The sequence below is a fragment of the Microbulbifer agarilyticus S89 genome (assembly GCF_000220505.1).
Classification (GTDB): domain Bacteria; phylum Pseudomonadota; class Gammaproteobacteria; order Pseudomonadales; family Cellvibrionaceae; genus Microbulbifer; species Microbulbifer agarilyticus_B.
Window position 1 is genome coordinate 1 of record NZ_AFPJ01000048.1, and the last position, 17,060, is coordinate 17,060.

The following is a 17,060-nucleotide window of genomic DNA, read 5'->3' on the forward strand; positions in this document are numbered from 1 at the left end:
ACTCCTCCACAGCTCTCCCATCTTTACACTCTGCTCGCTGGCATTCAGAGTGCGTGCGCCGAACAAAAAATAACCACCCGCCAACCAAGTGCGATTTTTTCGAAACATAGCGCCATGTTTTTGCACTTTTCACTGCGCACCAGCTTTTTATAATCCTCCCTGACAACAACAGACCTGCTCATACGGAGGCGCCGGCGCGTGCAGTCCCGCAACAGTAAAACCCATTACGGCTGGGTGGCCGTTACCCTGCACTGGCTGATGGCACCAGTCATCATCGGCATGTTTGCCCTGGGCTGGTGGATGGTTGACCTCTCCTATTACGACCCCTGGTACCGCCAGGGCCCGAACATCCACAAGTCCGTCGGTATCCTGCTGCTGATTCTCCTGGTAGCGCGCCTGGTGTGGCGCTGGCTGAACGTATCCCCTGACCCGGAGCCCGCGCCGCGCTGGCAACAACGCACCGCGAGTGTCGCGCACGGTGCGCTGTATCTACTGCTGATTGCCATTGGTATCACCGGCTACCTGATCTCCACCGCCGATGGCCGAGCCATCGACGTATTCAACTGGTTCAGTGTGCCGGCAACCATTCAGGGGCTAGAGAACCAGGAAGACATTGCCGGCGTAGTACATGAGTGGCTCGCCTGGGCGCTGATCGGGCTGGTCGTGGTGCACGCGTTGGCGGCGTTCAAGCACCACTTCGTGAACAAAGACAACACCCTGCGCAAGATGCTGGGCAAGGTGCCGAATTTAGAATCCCATTAACACAATCAAAACCCTGAAACAGGAAACAACCTCAATGAAGAAAATCGCAACCTTTTTGTTTGCCGCGCTGGTAGCCGGCTCAATTAGCACAACCGCAAACGCAGCGGAGTACAAGTTCGACACCAAAGGCGCCCACGCGTTTGTACAGTTCCGTATCAAGCACCTAGGTTACAGCTGGCTGTATGGCCGCTTCGACAAGTTCGACGGTAACTTCGTCTATGACGAAGCCAATCCAGAAGCCTCTTCCGTAGAAGTGACCGTGGACACCACCAGCCTGAACAGCAACCACGCCGAACGCGATAAGCACCTGCGCGGTGAAGATTTTCTGAATGTGGCCAAGTTCCCCACCGCCACCTTCAAAAGCACCAGCTTTGAACCCAATGGTGATGGCAAAGCGCTGCTGAAGGGCGACCTAACCCTGCACGGCGTCACCAAGCCGATCACCATCGACGTCACCGAGATCGGCGGCGGCAAAGACCCCTGGGGCGGCTACCGCCAGGGCTTCTCCGGCACGACTGAGTTCAAGCTGAAAGACTTCGGTATCGATTACGACCTGGGTCCGGCATCTCAAACTGTGGAGATGATCCTCGATGTAGAGGGTATTCGCCTCTAAGTCGCGGCACCCTTCGCACACAAAAAAGCCCGGTATCAAACCGGGCTTTTTTATTGACTCTCGTTCGCTCGCCTGTCAGCGCGCATCCTGCGGCCGTGGGCTGGGCGCCCAGGTCCGCAAGGTGCCTAGAGCGAACACCACAAGCCCTACCAGAATCCCCGGCATGCCCTCGTATATGTGCGCCTGCCAACCGAGCCAGCGCCACAGCAATGCCGTTGCCAAGCCGAGTAACGACATCGTAATCGCCAGTTTTTGTGAGGGGCGACCACCGGCCGCCAGCACCATCAGTAGCGGTGCAAACGCGGATGCCAGTGCCGACCAACTCATCACAACCAAGCTAAACACGCTTTGCTTGTTCAGCAGCGCCCAGGCGACCGCCACCAGGGTTATGCCCAGGGTGGCAAATTTGAGCAGGCGGGTATTCTCTGTGCGCTGCGGCAACAGATCGTGGGTGAGCGCCGACGAACAACTCAATACCAGTGAATCGGCGGTAGACATGGTTGCGGCGAAGATCCCGGCGAGAATCAACCCCACCATAACCGGCGACAGCAACTCCATCGCCATCATCGGCAATGCAAGCTCCGCATCAAACGCACCCTGGTCGCTGAGGAGAATGCGCGACAACATACCCACAGCAGTGGCCATGGCATAAAACAGCACGAACCACAGGTAGTACCAGCAGCGAGCGCGCAGCATGTTGCCGCTGTCATCCAGTGCCATAAAGCGCACCATCACATGCGGCTGCCCCACAACCGAAATACCGGCAAACAACCAGCTCAGAATAAACAGCGCGCCACCTGCCGCTCCGGGTAATAGCAAATCCTGGGGATACCAATCCAGGAACCCGTCAACCTGGCCCATTGCCTGCCAGGCCTCGGTGACACCGCCGACGGATTGCGTCGCCACTACCAGCAGGGTGCCCATCGCGAGTACCATCACCAGTGACTGCGCCGCGTCTGTCCAGATCGACGCGCGGATACCCCCAGCCAGGCAATACGCCGCAACGATCACCCCGCCAATCACCGCGCCGCTCCAGATAGGCAGCCCCAGCACCGCGTAAAGCGCTTTACTGCCCGCGACCAGCTGCGCGCTGGCATACGCCAGCAGGAACAGGAGTGACAGAATACCGGCGAGCTTTTGCCATGTGCCGAAACGCGTTCCCTGCCAGCATGCCAGGACCCCGGCGTAACTGGCTTCACCGCTACGCTTGGCAGCCTGGCGCAAACGCCGGTGCATCCACAGGGAACCCAAAAAGTCCCCGAGAATCCAGCCGATCATCAACCAGATAGAGGCGAGGCCAGTTGCATAGGTGTACCCGATCACCCCGATAAACATATAGCCACTGTTATTTGTGGCCACGGCAGAAAGCCCCACCAACATTGGCGAGACATCCTGACTGGCGAGGTAATAATCTTGCCTGGTACCGCGGCTTTTGCGGTAGGAGCTCACACCTACCGCGGCAAAGAGGGCCAGAAAAAACAGAAAGCTAACAAGCACACTTATCCCCTGAAAGTTGGATTTTATCGTTATGGTTGGCAGCCGCTCCCGGCCACCTGATACCGCGCACACAGCGGCATCTACGCAGGCACTAGCTCCCTTTCGCGGGGGGCGCACCACTACTTTCCGCTGACCCCACCAGCTTGGAGAAGTCATCACAGTCATGTAGCTGATCGAATGCACTATCCTCCAGCGCCTCATCCCGGTACGCCGGTGAAATATCCAGAGCCTTCTGCAGGTAGCTTACCGCTTCTTCCGGCTGCTCCAGATAGGCGTAAGCACAGGCAAGCTGGTAATAGGCATTGCCGTTTTGGTTGTCGATCTCCAGTGCCTGCAGGCACAGGTTGATTGCCCACTGGGGCTCATCCAGCTCCAGCACGGCATCGGCCTTGTACGTCAGCGCCTCGCCATCATCCTTACGCAAATTCAGGATCTGATCGTAAATCGCGATCTTACTGGTGGGCGTCTGTTCACGTCCGGCACGCAGCCACAGCGAGTGAATCTCCTGGGTAAGTTCAATCTCATCCCGGTTATCTTCGATATGCTGCGTCTTCTCGGAAAGCTGTTCCTCGATACTGCGCAGGCGCGCTTCGTATTGCTCCACCAGGCTGGAGATTTCCTGGTTGGCGAGGGTGTGCACCTTTTCTTTTACATCGCGGATCGAGGTCCAGCCCATAATCACCAACAGGGAGCTGAAACCGGCAATCAGGTAAAAGAAATACGTAATGGTGTCGGTGGCGTAGGTGATCGCCTTGTCCGCGGCACTCAATTGCCGGTCTACGATATTCTCTGTCAGCGACACTTTCTGGGCCGCCATATCCACGCGCAACTGCTTCAGCTCATCCAGCACGTAGCGTTCGATAAACGGCGAATAAAGTGGCTTCTCGAGATTGCCAGCAGCAGCCGCCGCCTGCTCGAGCTCTGCCAGTTTCTTCTGGTCTTCCTGCTTCTCTTCATCGCTTACCACCGGGGCTGGCACCTCGGTGTCATCCTGCGCCACGACCGGGAATGCGAGATAAAACGCACCCGCCAGAACCAATAAAGCCGCCAGCAACGCTGACGGCCATTTGGAAGAAAAACCAAGCTTCACGCTGCGCATATTGCCTCGCCGTGATCGTGCACTTCCACCAGTGCCGCATGCAGGCTTTTCACTGCATTTTCGTAATCGCTCTCGTCAATAACGAATTGCATGTCTACCTGACGCATGGACTGGTGAATGGCCAGAATACTGATTCCAGAGTTAGCCAGTGCGCTAACCGCTCGTGACAGCATGCCGGAGACCGTCATATCACTGCCAATAGCAGACACCACGGCAACCTTGCGCACCTGGATGTCACAATCGGGGAACTGCTCACCAATCGCCTTCTTAATCCGCTTCACCGTTTTCAGGTTACTGCTGAGGTAGTGAGTAATGGTATTGGCGTTGATGTCTTTGGTTACAACCCCACCCTTGAAGCGCGCAATTGCATCATTGATGGCCCGATCGTAACTGGTCATGCTGCCCATCATGTCCTGATCGAAACATTCAATAGCATAGATGTTTTTACGGCCGGCAATGATCTCTACCTGTGGCGTGTCGCTCACATAATCACCGGTGACCAGGGTACCGCTATGCTCCGGCTCAAACGTGTTCATCACACGCAAGGGGATCGCCTTCTGGCGCAGGCCTTTTGCCGCGCGCGGGTGGATCGCTTCCATCCCCAAGTTGGCGAGCTGGTCTGCCACGTCGTAATTAGTACGACCAATGGGCACGGCCTGCTCTTCCCCGACCAGGCGCGGATCAGCACTGCTCAGGTGGTATTCCTTGTGAATGATGGCTTCGCTGGCGCCGGTGATCACCGCGATACGACTGAAAGTCATCTCGCTGTAGCCGCGGGCGAAGGTCTTCATCAGGCCTTCTGCGGTGTGCGCATAGCCGGTGGCAATTGGCAGTTCGTTATCGAAATCTACATCGGCAAAGGCACGCTCGATACGCTCGTCCAGGGTGCGATGCTCGCCATCGCGCCATCCGGTGAGGTCGATAAAGCGGGCATTGATGCCTTCCTGCCTCAACAGCTGTGCGGTATTCCAGGCACTGTGCGCCTCACCCAGGCTCGCCAGCATTTCACTGACCACGTCCAGGTGGCCCTCAAGGGCGAAATGCCCGTGCTGACAGACTCGTTCAAGATCCGCAAGGCAGTTCGCCGCATCTTCGATACGCTCACCAATAAAGGCGTTGGCCTTGGCCAGCGTCACGTCATCAGTAAACAGTGATGCATTGACTTCCTGCATGCGCGCGTGCAAACCGGCAACCGCATCCGACCACTCGCGCTCGTCATCGGCACCGGCAAACAAGGCAAAAATACCCGGGCGCCCGGACTTCTTGTGCTCCAGCAGCATATCGGTGATGCCACCATAGGCAGACACAACGAATACCCGCCGATACAGGCCCTCTGCCCTCGCCTTGCCATTTTTCAGAATGATGTTGTCACGTACTGCGCGGTAGTCACTCATAGACGTACCGCCGATTTTTTCAACCGTGTGTGCTTTCATGGGTTTCTTGCGTTGACCATTTCCGAATGTTTGACTGGAAGCGCCAGAACGACTGCTGGAATCAAAATAATCCCGTGAGGTGCTCCAGAATTCTGCTGCCCTGTTATGCATTGGAATAACCTTGGGGGCCGCCTTATTTTTCGTCCTGTACCGCTTCCGCTTCCAGCTCGTAGGCGCCTTCCGCGTTATGCACTTCCTTGCCATGCAAGGGCGGGTTGAATACACAGGCCATTTTCATTTCGGTTTTGGCTTTCAGCACGTGCTTATCATTTTTATCCAGGATGTAGATCGTGCCGGGGGTAATTTCGTGCACGATGCCATCCGCTTCCGCCATCACGGAGCCTTCACCGGAGATGCAATACACAGATTCCAAATGGTTCTGGTAATGCAGGTTCAGGTCTGCACCCGCATAGATGGTGGTGATATGGAAAGAGAATCCCATGTTGTCATTTTTCAGCAGGAGACGCGTGCTCTCCCAACCATCCGACACAATACGACGGTCGGATTTTTCAGCGTCTTGCAGTTTTCTTACGATCATTACTAACTCTACTTAAACTCTAAAATCTGGTCTTGGAAAAGCGGCCCAACGGGCCGCACAGGCGATGCCGAGATAATCAGGCCGCGTCGGCCAGAGACTCGGTTTCGTCACTGCCTTCCGCAAAGAAGTCGTGCTCTTCCGGCACCTCTTCACCGCGCAGCACTTTGGCGACGGCGGCCTCAACGATATCCAGTGCTTTTTTCAGGTTTTCATCGCTGACGGTCAGCGGACACAGGGTTTTCACCACATGATCGTCCGCACCACTGGTTTCAATCACCAGACCGTTGCGGAACGCTTCGGAAGTAATCTTGCCCGCCAGCTCACCGCTCACACAATTCAGACCACGGAACATGCCGCGACCGCGGGTCGTCATATTGCCGTCACCGTAGGTTTCAACGATGTGCTCGAGGCGCTGCTCGATGTACTCGCCCTTGCGCAGAATTTCCTTGGCGAACTTGTCATCACTCCAGTAGTGATTGATCGCCGCGGTCGCTGTGACGAACGCCAGGTTATTCCCGCGGAAGGTGCCGTTGTGCTCGCCGGGCTTCCACTGGTCAAGCTCGGGCTTCATCAGTACAACCGCAAACGGCAGGCCGTAGCCGCTCAGGGATTTCGACAGGGTGACGATGTCCGGCACAATGCCCGCTTCTTCAAAGCTGAAGTAGCTGCCAGTACGGCCACAGCCCGCCTGAATATCATCGACGATCAGCAACACGTCATGCTTGTGACACACGTCCTGCAGGTTACGCAGCCACTCAACACTCGCCGCATTGATACCGCCCTCACCCTGCACGGTCTCAACCAGTACCGCCGCCGGGTGATCGATACCGCTGGAGGAATCGCTCAGTACCTTGTCCAGGTATGCCGTGGTATCAATGTCGTCACCCAGGTAGCCCTCGTAAGGCATACGGGCAACGCCACTCATGCTCACACCTGAGGCACCGCGATGATGAGAGTTACCGGTGGCAGAAAGCGCACCGAGGCTGCAGCCATGGAAACCATTGGTAAATGAAATGATGTTTTCGCGGCCTTTGTACTTACGCGCAATTTTCAACGCGGCTTCCACCGCGTTGGTGCCGGTAGGGCCGGTAAACTGCATGACATAGGTCAGGTCGCGCGGCTGCAGGATTTTTTCCGAGAACGCTTCCAGAAACTCACGCTTGGCTTTGGTGTGCAGGTCGAGGCCGTGGGTAATGCCATCCTGCTCGATGTATTCCAGCAGCGCCTGCTTGAAAATCGGGTTGTTGTGCCCGTAGTTCAGCGTGCCCGCACCCGCGAGAAAGTCCAGGTACTGATTACCTTCCTCGTCGTACAGGTATTCACCCTGTGCCTTGTTGAATACCCGCGGGAACGCGCGGGCATAGCTCATTACGTCAGATTCGATTTCGTCAAATACTTTCATTGTGGCAACCCTTTTCTGATGGTTGATTAAGTACGAATAAAAAAACGGTGTTGTGATTCAGGTCGTGAGCAGAGCCGCTCAACAGGCTTCGCGCTGATGCTCTGCCGCAGCGAACGGGCCGATACGCAACAGCATCTCGCTGTCGTGCTGGCCGTTGAAATGGCGCTCACGGTCAAACATCACGCTGTCGATACAGACCGCATCGAGCTTGCGGGCGAAACCGCGGAACAAGGCCCACGAGGCTTCGTTATCCGGAGTGATGGTGGTTTCGAGGTAACGGACGCCGCGACAAGCCGGGCGACTCAGGATTTCGCGCAGCATGCGACCCGCCAGACCCATTCCACGCCCACTTTCGGCCACCGCCACCTGCCAGATAAACAGGGTGTCTGGGCGGTCGGGGATGATGTAGCCGGAGATAAACCCCACCAGGTCGCCATTGTGTTCTGCGGCCACACTGGTGGCGGCGAAATGACTTGCCTGGAGCAGGTTGCAATAAAGAGAGTTGGTGTCGAGAGGGGGGCAATCCCCGATCAGACGATGGACACGGGCACCGTCTTCACTGACCGGGCGGCGCAACTGAACTTCGCCCCCCTTACCTGTGGTAACCGGCGCCTTGGGTGCCTGTTGCGGCTGCGCCGGATAAACCTTGTCGTCAATCGAATCGTCTTCTTTTTGTTCGCGTACTGCGCTCAAACCAATTCCTTCCAAAATCTATATTTAGTCATCAAATTATTACAGCAATATTGAACTTCAGCCGAGGCACTAAAAATTCCCACCTGAACGCTGATTCAGTCGAAAATTTGACCTAAAGGAGAAAAAAATATTTACTGCACTAAACATTTGAATCCATAGTACTCTAAACAATATTTGGAATGCAAGGCCAAGCCTTATGCAACTTGATCAGAACGTAGACGATGCCGACCTCCGGGAGGCGCCCCAAGAGCGTGCAGAGACCGCACCAGCAAAGGGTTTGCGCACAATGAAGGGGCACCCGAAAGCGGCGGGCGACACGGCCTATCCTTCGGCGCGGAATACAACCGGAGAGCGCGAAACGGGGAGCGAAAGCCGGCGCGGGCGGGCAACGGATGGCGCATTCAGTGGCGGAAGCAGTCGCGGAACAATTGACAATCCTGACGCAGAACCCAAAATCGGGCGCGAGCAACCCAGCCCATACCAACTGGGCCGACGCCAACTGAGCCGACACGAACTCGAGAGCCTGCTGCTGATGGACAAGATTGAAGAAGTACTGATTACCCTGCGGCGCCTGATCCGCGCCACAGACCTGCACTCCAAACAGCTGGTCAAGACGGCCGGGCTCACGGCACCGCAACTGCTGTTGCTACAGGCGATCCGCGAACAGGGCCAGGTCACCATCGGCGCTCTGGCCAAGGAAATCAGCCTCAGCCAGGCGACGGTCACCACTATCCTCGACCGCCTGGAGAAGCGCGGCCTGGTCTACCGCGAGCGCTCTTCCGAAGACAAGCGCAAGGTGCACGCCTATCTCACCGACGCCGGGGTAGACATTATCCGTGACGCACCGACTCCATTGCAGGAACACTTTGTGAAGCAGTTTCGCGACCTGCGGGAGTGGGAACAGTCGATGATTATTTCTGCGCTGCAGCGCGTCGCGCTCATGATGGACGCCGAACACATCGACGCGTCACCGGTACTGGATGTGGGCGAACTCGACCGCAAGGACAGCCGCAAGGCACCCCCCAGCGACGACAACCCCATCTAATATCGGCCTTTCGCAACCAGCGCCAAGCCTGCGTAAACGTGGGCTATCCAGCGCTGCAAACCGGCGAGAAACGCAAAGTCACACCCGAAAATTGTACGACCGTGCAATTTACGCGCTATTTCCCTGTATTCGCGGCTCAGGTCGTTGCATTCAGCCCGTAGTTGGGTATAAATGGCGTTGCAACACTATGGTGGACACACGCCTGTTGACTAGGAAGATGTCAGCAACAGACTTGTGATCACTAATACAAGACAGCGGCGAACAGCTGTCGCGGCGAAAACAAACGATTCCGCAATTATTGGTAAATCGATGGGCGATTGCAGTTTCGGACAGGGGTTCCCTATCCGAGCGTCACAATACATGCCCGTACCGCGACGGCTCCCCCGGGGCTAACAATAGAGTGGCAGCCTGCCCTCGCCCAACCGCGCACAAGGCCGTGCACGGCACAATAAATTCCGGCAGTCCTGTCTTGCAATTACTGTTCAGATTTTCGGCAACCGCAGCCGTTTAGGCCGCTGCGCTGCAGCCGTTTTTTGCGCAGCTTTTTTGGGGAAGGACGAATCATGGCTTGCTTGCAGCACCCGGACCGGGATCAACCCGTCTACCTATTGGCGCACCACACCGTTGGCCGCCGCCAGGGTGTCGCGGACACGCGCATCACCTTGCCGGAAATTTCCGGTATTCATGCCGCCATCCAATGGACCGGCAGCCACTGGATCATTCGCGACGTCAGCCGCAACGGCACCTGGGTCAATGGCCAGCAACTGATTCCGGCCAAAAACCAGCAACTGTACCTCGGCGACAAAATTACCTTTGGCCGCGCCAGCAATGCCGAGTGGCGGGTAGAAAACCTCGACCCACCAGAGAACCTGCTGATCGACCTGGAATCAGGCGAAGCCACCCCCCTCGAGTTCTACCACCTGCTGCCGGACGAACACGACCCCATCGCCAGCCTGCACTTCAACCCCACCAATGGGGTGTGGATTTACGAGATCCTCGATTGCGACGAAAACAGCGATAGCGCCAAGGTAGTAAGCCACGGTGCGCGCGTCGACTGTGCGCGCAACAGCTGGCAACTATTCCTTGGCGATAGCCAGGGCACCACCACCGAGCTCTCCCTCAAAAACCTGTGTATCGCCGACTTCCGCCTGCGCTATACCGTGAGCCACCACGAGGAACACGTGCAGCTGCAACTGGTGAAGGACGACATGAAGCAGGACTTGCCAGCGCGCTCGCACAATTACCTGCTGCTGTACCTGGCCCGCGCACGCATCAGCGACATCAAACGCGGCGTCGACCCCGCCGACCAGGGCTGGGTTGCCGTGGACCTCGCCACCCGCGAACTGGGCATTACCATCAATCACCTGAATACGCAGATTTTCCGCGCGCGCAAACAGATCGCGGACAGCCTGCCAGATGCCATCGACACCTCACAGCTGGTTGAGCGCCGGGCCTATGAAATGCGCCTCGGCTGCACCCAGCTGGACATCTTCAAAGGCTCCCAGAAAGAGGAACTGGAAGCCTCCACCGGTGAATATCCTCTCGTGAAAGAAGCGGCACAGGAGAACGAAGTAACGCCGGCCTGATCCCGGCCCAGCCTCGCGCAGAGGTCACTTTGCAAGGAGCAAGTTTGAATCCACGGACGGCGGTTTTTCCCGTAGATTTGTTTACCGCAGTCAGCACATGCAATCTGAGCAGTTACCGTTTTATATCGGCCGTTACCATGCCACCGCCAGACTCGGGTCCGGCGGCATGGGCGTGGTTTACCTCGCCACCGACGAGCGCCTCAACCGTCGGGTCGCCATCAAGAAACTGCTCCGCAACCCCAATAGCAGCAATGCCGACGAACGCATCCGCCGCGAAGCCCTTCTTTTGGCCCAGCTGAACCACAGCAATATTGTCCAGCTCTACGATGTGGTCGACACAGACAATGGCATCGCGCTGGTGATGGAGTACGTGGATGGCTGCAGCCTCGACCGCTGGCAAAAGGAACGCTCGCCAGACCTGATCCTGAAACTGCAGCTGATCAAGCAGATCTGCAGCGGGCTTACCCGCGCACACAGTGCCGGCATTATTCACCGCGACCTGAAAGCCGAAAACATCCTGGTGGACAACAGCGGCACCATCAAAATCACCGACTTCGGGATCGCCAAAAACTGGCAGGAAGACAGCGGCCTCACGCGCGAACAACACGTGGCAGGCAGCTGGGGGGCCATGTCGCCGGAGCAGGCCCAGGGCAAACCCCTCGACAACCGCAGCGACCTCTTCTCCCTCGGTGTGCTTGCCTACCGCCTGCTGTGCGGGCAAAACCCGTTTGGTGATAACAACAGCCCGTATGTGGTTGCCGACCGCATCGTCAAACAGCCGCACGTGCCGCCCGCACGCCTGGCACCGGAACTGCCACCGCAACTGTGCCAGCTACTGGACCTGCTGCTGGCGAAGAAGCCCGAGCAGCGCCCGATCAATGCCGCGGCGGTTGCTACCGAGCTGGAAGCCCTGCTCTCGCAGCTGCGCGGCAGCAATACCAGCTTTACCCGCACCCACAGCCTGACCGCCACCGTCACGGCGGAGAATTTTTACCAGCACCGGGAACAGGAAGCACCGCGCTGGCGACGCCTGCAAATTGCCGCCGGTATCGTGCTGGGCGGCGCGCTGGGTGTGGCCGCCCTGTTTGCCGGATCATCGATGAACTGGCTACCCGCGACCGAAGAACCCGCACCCAGCCAGTACATTGCCGTCCTCGAGGTTGCAGAGAGCCACGAGGAACAGAGCATGTCCCGCGAGCAGCGCCTGCTGCGCAACAATGTACACAGCGCACTCAAGCAGGGACTGTCCAATCGCGACGGGCTCAACCTGATTTCCTTTGCCGAATCCCACAAGCTGCATGGCCAACCCATCGCTGCGCAGGCGAATAGCCTCAATGCCGATTTGCTGCTGGTCCCCACCCTGGATTGCGTCCGCTCCAGCTGCGAGCTGTCCCTGGAGCTGCTCGATAACGATACGCTCGCCGTTATCGGCAACCGCAGCACGCGCCTGTCCCTGGACGAAGGGCTGGAAAGCCGCGCGCGCGCGCTGCACCAGCTCAACCGCCTGCTGCCAGACTTCCCCGCCAACGGTGCCGAACAGTCGCTGCAAATCAGTGCCGAGAACTACCAGCGCTACCTGGAAATCTACGAGCGCCGCGCCGATGAGCTGCACCAGCCCGAGCTGCTGGATCAAATGGACGCGCTACAGCAGAAGGCGAGTAACTTTGCGCCGCTGTATGAACTCTACGCGCACATCGTAATCGACCACGACCTGAACAGCCGTGCCGCCGAAGCGGTCGACCGCCTGCGGAACTTTCTGCAACGCGCCCCCGCCGCCCTGGTCAACACACCGCAGCTACTGACCAGCGAGCTGCGCCTGGCGATTCACGCCAATGACCCGAGCCGCGCACAAGCACTGCTCTCTCGCCTGGAGCTGATCCTGCCGGACAAGGCCCGCTACCATGAGCTGAGTGCCATGTACCAGGACCAGCGCGGGAACTACGACCTGGCCCTTGCTGAAATCAACAAGGCCCTGCAGCTGCGCACCAGTTATGCCTACCTCATCATCAAGGCCCTGGCCGAGACTCGCGGCGGCGACATGGCTGCTGCCAACCAGACCCTGCAAGAAGCCATCGAACTCAATAGCGATCACATCGCCGCCGTATCCCTGCTCGCCAGCAACCAGCTCGATCTGGGCAACACCGGCGAAACCGTGCGCCTGCTGTCCGAGGTCGGGGTAGACAATATCGGCTCACTGGACCTGTACAACCTGTGCCTCGCCTACTACATCGAAAAACAGTACAGCGAGGCCCGCGGCTGCTTCGACCGTGTAAACCAGCTCTCACCCAAAGATGCCGAAGCCTACCTGTACCAGGCGGAAATTGCCTACGAACTGAATCAGCATGAAACGGCCCTGAACTTTGCCCGCCGCGCACTGCGGGTATCCGAGGACCGCGATGACTGGGAAGGGCTACTCATGCAGGCGCGCGCCTATGCCGAACTCGGCCAGCCGGAAAAAGCCGTAGAGAACCTGATCAAAATCCGCCGCGACGCCCCGGACGACCTGTATACCAATTACGCCCGGGCGCAGGTATACATCACCACCGGCGACCTGCTCTCCGCCAAGGCACATATGCGCAAGACCCTGGAGCATGGAATATCCCCCATCTGGTATTACACGCCGCGCTTTGCCAAAATCTGTTCCATTCCCAGCTTCAACGACCTGCGGCAGCAATATCCGGGTCTCTGTGGCGGCAAGGGAAAGAATAAAAAGAAGGGCAATTCCCAGCTTGCCCTCAATGGGACCCAGGAGTAACGGGTTCGGGCTCAACCACACAGTGAAGCGACGCAGATGGATATTGCAGATCCCGAGGTTGTACAGAACGGCACAACCGATGCTGCCCACGAAACACCCCAATTAGGCAGCGACCGTTACCGTGTACTCAGCACCCTAGGTGCGGGCGGCATGGGTATTGTCTACCTCGCCGAAGACCTGAAGTTGCATCGCAAAGTGGCGGTTAAGAAGCTCCGCGACGATACCGCCAGCCAGAATGCCCGCGAACGTATCCAGCAGGAAGCCCGCCTGCTCGCCCAACTCAATCACCCGAATATTGTCGCCCTGCACGATGTGCTGGAAGAAACCACTGGCAACGACACCAGTGTCGCTCTGGTAATGGAATATATCGAGGGCACTACTTTGCGCGCGTGGATGCGCGAGCGTAGCCCCAGCCTGCAACAGAAGCTCAGCCTGCTGATGCAGATCTGTCTGGGCCTGCAGCAGGCACACGACCTCGGCATCATCCACCGCGACCTCAAGGCCGACAACATCCTGATTACGAAAAACGCCAAGGGTGAGCCGGTGGCGAAGATCACCGATTTCGGTATCGCCAAATCCCAGCAGCTGGACGAGAAAACCCTCACCGCGGAAAACCAGCTGGCCGGTACCATCACCGCCATGTCACCAGAACAGATCCTCGGTAAAACCCTCACCGCGCGCAGTGACCTGTTTAGCCTCGGCGCCATTGCCTACGAGCTACTGTGCGGCAGCCGCCCATTTGAAAAACACGAAGCCGGCGCGCTGGCCATGGCCAACCGCATTACCAGCGAACTTCATATACCGCCGCAACAGGCATGGGCGGGTATTCCCGAGCCATTGTCGATCCTGCTAGACAAGCTCCTCGCCAAAGAGCCCGCGCAGCGCCCGGAAAGTGCGCAGGTTGTGTATCAGGGTTTTGCCCTGCTGCACAAACAGGGGATGGAAGCGGAAGCGGAAGATTTCACTGCGACCCTGACTGACCTGTTTACCCAACAGAAAGTCAAAAGTCGCCGACGTTGGCAGCGGGTGGTAGCCGGTGTTGCCGCGACTCTGGTACTGGGGGCGGGAAGCTACTGGGGCTGGAAGGAGATTACCCGACTGGAACCGCAGTATATTGCGGTGATGCCGGTGGAGATTAATGGTGAGATTCGTGGTGATGAGAATACTGAGGCGCTGACCAAGACCATGGTGCGGCGGGCGCTGATGAATTCGGTTTCGCAATTGAAGGCGAGCGCGCTGGTGAGTTTTACCCCGAAAGAGGGGCAGGATTTTGAGACACAGCTGCAAAAACTGAAAGACAAAGGGGTTACCGATGCCCTCTATGCGAGGTTGGAATGCGCCCGGACCCGCTGCGAGATCGCACTTCAGCGTGTCGCACCTGAGAGCAATCAGATAAAACGCCAAGAGAGCTTCACATTCCTGACGGACAAGAATCAAGAAGCGCAATACCGCACCAGCAATAGTGCTGCCCTGCTGTTCGCTTCTGCTTATCAGCGGGAGCCACTTGAGCAAGTAAGCATGTCTGATGAAGACTACAAAATTTACCTCGACATTCTCGGCCGCCTGGAGGCCAAAGCTCTTGATGAAAAAGATCTTGGTGACCTCGTCTCACTGAGCGATCGATACCCACGCAATGCATATCTCTACCAAGGTATATCTGACGTTGCCGCGCGGCTATTTGTTCTTGACGGTAACCCAACACACTTGGAGTCAGCATTGCGGACATTCGAGAAGGCAGATAACTTTGGCATCTCCAAGTCATTGATCAGCAGACTCAAATTATTCATTTATGGCTTGGGTGACTACTCAGAGCACTACCAGCAGTTAATATCAACCCTTGAAACGACAGACTTCCCACTCGCCGAACTACTCAGTGAGCGCGCGCGAAATTACTATCGAAATGGGGATTATGAGTCAGGCCTAAGACATGCAACAGAAGCCGCCGAACTCAACCCATCCGCAGACAACCTATATCTGATTGCCCTGAACCAGATAGCTAGCGGAAAATACGATGATGGGCGTATAACCCTTAACGAGACAGTTACAACCTTCCCGGAGCACTGGTCCTCATATTCCGCACTCGGCGTAATTGAGCTGGAGAGTGGCAATTTGGCAGCCGCCGAAAAATCGATCGCCTCTATTCCCGAAGAACTACGCAGTTATCGCACCACATCCAATCTTGGTGTCGCTTACTTTCTTCAACGAAAATACCCACAAGCATTAGATACTTACAATCAAGTACTTGAGTATGTACCAAACAATGTACCAGCCATGGAACAAATGGCAGAGACATATTTGATGCTGGGCGATGAACAACAAGCGAAAGACATATTTAATAAGTTACTAGAACTTACCAAGAACAAAGAGAACCTAGAATCCAAACTCTACCGTGCTCTAACCTTGGCGTACTTAAATAAGACACCCGAATCCATATCATTAACACTTTCTCTTTTACGAGAAGCACCAGAAGATACGGATATAAGATATAACGCAGCGCAAATTTACGCCCTAGCTAACGAATGGAGTTCTGCTAATCACTATATTGAGCAGTTATTGGCGCAGGGCATGAGCGCAGAATGGTTCAATCTACCGGCCTTTCAGCAACTCTGCGCCCAGCCCCAGGTTTCAGAGCAGGTAAAAAACGCTATATGTACCTGATCAGAGCGGGTCGAGCTGCGCATTCGGGTCAGCGGAAAGTACCTCATTGCCACTGGTATCCTCGGCCACCCACTTAAATGAAAAACCACTGGAGGTCTGCTTGTTGGCCTTCAGCACCATCTTCAGCTCCTGCGCATTCTGGCTGTCGACCTTGCAGCTGGAGATCCCTTCGTTACCGTCATTGATTACATCGTAGATATCGATACCATCGATATTGCCCGGCAGCTTCTTGAAGACCAGATCGCTATTGACCATCTGGATGGTCAGCTCGGCCTTACCGGATTTGCCGGTTCCACCGTCTTTCACACCCTCAAATTTGACGCAGATGGTCTTCCACTCATCACCATCCTCATCCTTCAGAACCCAAACCTGATCGGCACCAGTCGGCTCCAAGGTAAAGTTCCGCTCAACTTTTCCCTTCTCGGGTACCACGATGCAGGTTTCAACGGCTTCGGCTGCTTCTGTCATTTTTCTATCCTGTACGTTTTAACTATATTCCCTGCAAACCGCCCAGGGTGGTCGTTGGTCTTGAAATAATTGAATTACAAACACAGACTCAGAATGAGAACTGAGTCACATAGCTTAATGCAACCCGCGCAGGAAATTCCATCAAATTTTGAGCAAAAAAAACGGCAGTAAGCACGCTTACTGCCGGTAGTAAAAAGATGGTCCCAGCCATCTACGGTTACAACAACACTATCAAGAGCGAAATGAGGCATCCGTGCCTCTGTCAGGCCCTTCCACAATCCCGGCTTCCTAGGCTCTGTGGTTACCGGGCCGGCCTGACGGTTCAGCTTGCGCTGAAGTCTTCCTGAATTGCTGATCGCCACCCAATTGGGCTCTGTGGTGACGGTCAAGTACCAATCCTTTGGCAAAATGGTTGAAAGGCGCTGTGCTGCTTGCCGATGACGGGTGCTCATCCTGAGCGCCCGCTGATCCTTATCCGTAGATCCGTTTTCCGTAACGGACACCGGAAACA

14 protein-coding genes are annotated in these 17,060 nt (G+C 56.5%); 6 read left to right on the top strand and 8 right to left on the bottom strand.

Annotated elements, in window-relative coordinates:
• Positions 1–198 precede the first annotated feature (198 nt).
• Positions 199–762, top strand: coding sequence for a cytochrome b (locus AS89_RS0114650; RefSeq protein WP_010133473.1), 564 nt, complete (start codon positions 199–201; stop codon positions 760–762).
• Between the two features lie 34 nt (positions 763–796).
• Positions 797–1,375 (top strand): YceI family protein, encoded by a 579-nt coding sequence (locus tag AS89_RS0114655; protein ID WP_010133474.1) that lies wholly within the window; start codon positions 797–799, stop codon positions 1,373–1,375.
• Between the two features lie 75 nt (positions 1,376–1,450).
• On the opposite strand, the gene AS89_RS0114660 is transcribed toward AS89_RS0114655, so the two are convergent.
• The 6 genes from AS89_RS0114660 to ectA form a co-directional block, all read right to left on the bottom strand.
• Positions 1,451–2,872, bottom strand: coding sequence for a sodium/proline symporter (locus tag AS89_RS0114660; protein ID WP_010133475.1), 1,422 nt, complete (start codon positions 2,870–2,872; stop codon positions 1,451–1,453).
• A gap of 91 nt (positions 2,873–2,963) precedes the next feature.
• Positions 2,964–3,971, bottom strand: coding sequence for a tetratricopeptide repeat protein (locus tag AS89_RS0114665; RefSeq protein ID WP_010133476.1), 1,008 nt, complete (start codon positions 3,969–3,971; stop codon positions 2,964–2,966).
• Positions 3,959–5,404, bottom strand: coding sequence for an aspartate kinase (locus AS89_RS0114670; protein ID WP_010133477.1), 1,446 nt, complete (start codon positions 5,402–5,404; stop codon positions 3,959–3,961). The genes AS89_RS0114665 and AS89_RS0114670 overlap by 13 nt, the downstream gene beginning before the upstream one ends.
• A 133-nt stretch (positions 5,405–5,537) precedes the next feature.
• On the bottom strand, positions 5,538–5,942 hold the full coding sequence (locus AS89_RS0114675; RefSeq protein WP_010133478.1) for an ectoine synthase: 405 nt from the start codon (positions 5,940–5,942) through the stop codon (positions 5,538–5,540).
• A 76-nt stretch (positions 5,943–6,018) separates the two neighbouring features.
• A complete protein-coding gene (gene ectB / locus AS89_RS0114680) occupies positions 6,019–7,344 on the bottom strand; it encodes a diaminobutyrate--2-oxoglutarate transaminase (RefSeq protein WP_010133479.1) in 1,326 nt (441 codons plus the stop codon).
• A gap of 78 nt (positions 7,345–7,422) precedes the next feature.
• Entirely contained in the window at positions 7,423–8,037 is a 615-nt protein-coding gene (ectA, locus tag AS89_RS0114685; RefSeq protein WP_010133480.1) for a diaminobutyrate acetyltransferase, read from the bottom strand.
• Positions 8,038–8,569: 532 nt separating this feature from the next.
• Here ectA and AS89_RS17780 point away from each other — a divergent pair.
• The 4 genes from AS89_RS17780 (at position 8,570) to AS89_RS18290 (ending at position 16,081) form a co-directional block, all read left to right on the top strand.
• Entirely contained in the window at positions 8,570–9,082 is a 513-nt protein-coding gene (locus AS89_RS17780; protein ID WP_050901716.1) for a MarR family winged helix-turn-helix transcriptional regulator, read from the top strand.
• Positions 9,083–9,645: 563 nt separating this feature from the next.
• Positions 9,646–10,668 carry an FHA domain-containing protein gene (locus tag AS89_RS0114695; RefSeq protein ID WP_010133482.1) on the top strand — a complete coding sequence of 341 codons (1,023 nt, stop codon included), beginning with the start codon at positions 9,646–9,648 and terminating at the stop codon, positions 10,666–10,668.
• A gap of 97 nt (positions 10,669–10,765) precedes the next feature.
• Positions 10,766–13,423: a serine/threonine-protein kinase gene (locus tag AS89_RS18285; RefSeq protein WP_010133483.1), complete on the top strand. Its 2,658-nt coding sequence runs from the start codon at positions 10,766–10,768 to the stop codon at positions 13,421–13,423.
• A gap of 150 nt (positions 13,424–13,573) precedes the next feature.
• Complete coding sequence (locus AS89_RS18290; RefSeq protein WP_237709707.1) at positions 13,574–16,081, top strand: serine/threonine-protein kinase; 2,508 nt, start codon at positions 13,574–13,576, stop codon at positions 16,079–16,081.
• On the opposite strand, the gene AS89_RS0114710 is transcribed toward AS89_RS18290, so the two are convergent.
• Entirely contained in the window at positions 16,082–16,549 is a 468-nt protein-coding gene (locus tag AS89_RS0114710; RefSeq protein ID WP_010133485.1) for a hypothetical protein, read from the bottom strand.
• Between the two features lie 74 nt (positions 16,550–16,623).
• On the bottom strand, positions 16,624–17,060 hold a 437-nt coding region (locus AS89_RS18995; RefSeq protein WP_237709706.1), incomplete at its 5' end, for a hypothetical protein.

Coding starts and splice junctions, on each gene's coding strand:
- AS89_RS0114655 (WP_010133474.1), top strand. CDS start 797: ATGAAGAAAATCGCAACCTTTTTGTTTGCCGCGCTGGTAGCCGGCTCA.
- AS89_RS0114665 (WP_010133476.1), bottom strand. CDS start 3,971: ATGCGCAGCGTGAAGCTTGGTTTTTCTTCCAAATGGCCGTCAGCGTTG.
- AS89_RS0114670 (WP_010133477.1), bottom strand. CDS start 5,404: ATGAAAGCACACACGGTTGAAAAAATCGGCGGTACGTCTATGAGTGAC.
- AS89_RS0114675 (WP_010133478.1), bottom strand. CDS start 5,942: ATGATCGTAAGAAAACTGCAAGACGCTGAAAAATCCGACCGTCGTATT.
- ectB (WP_010133479.1), bottom strand. CDS start 7,344: ATGAAAGTATTTGACGAAATCGAATCTGACGTAATGAGCTATGCCCGC.
- AS89_RS17780 (WP_050901716.1), top strand. CDS start 8,570: ATGGACAAGATTGAAGAAGTACTGATTACCCTGCGGCGCCTGATCCGC.
- AS89_RS0114695 (WP_010133482.1), top strand. CDS start 9,646: ATGGCTTGCTTGCAGCACCCGGACCGGGATCAACCCGTCTACCTATTG.
- AS89_RS18285 (WP_010133483.1), top strand. CDS start 10,766: ATGCAATCTGAGCAGTTACCGTTTTATATCGGCCGTTACCATGCCACC.
- AS89_RS18290 (WP_237709707.1), top strand. CDS start 13,574: ATGGGTATTGTCTACCTCGCCGAAGACCTGAAGTTGCATCGCAAAGTG.
- AS89_RS0114710 (WP_010133485.1), bottom strand. CDS start 16,549: ATGACAGAAGCAGCCGAAGCCGTTGAAACCTGCATCGTGGTACCCGAG.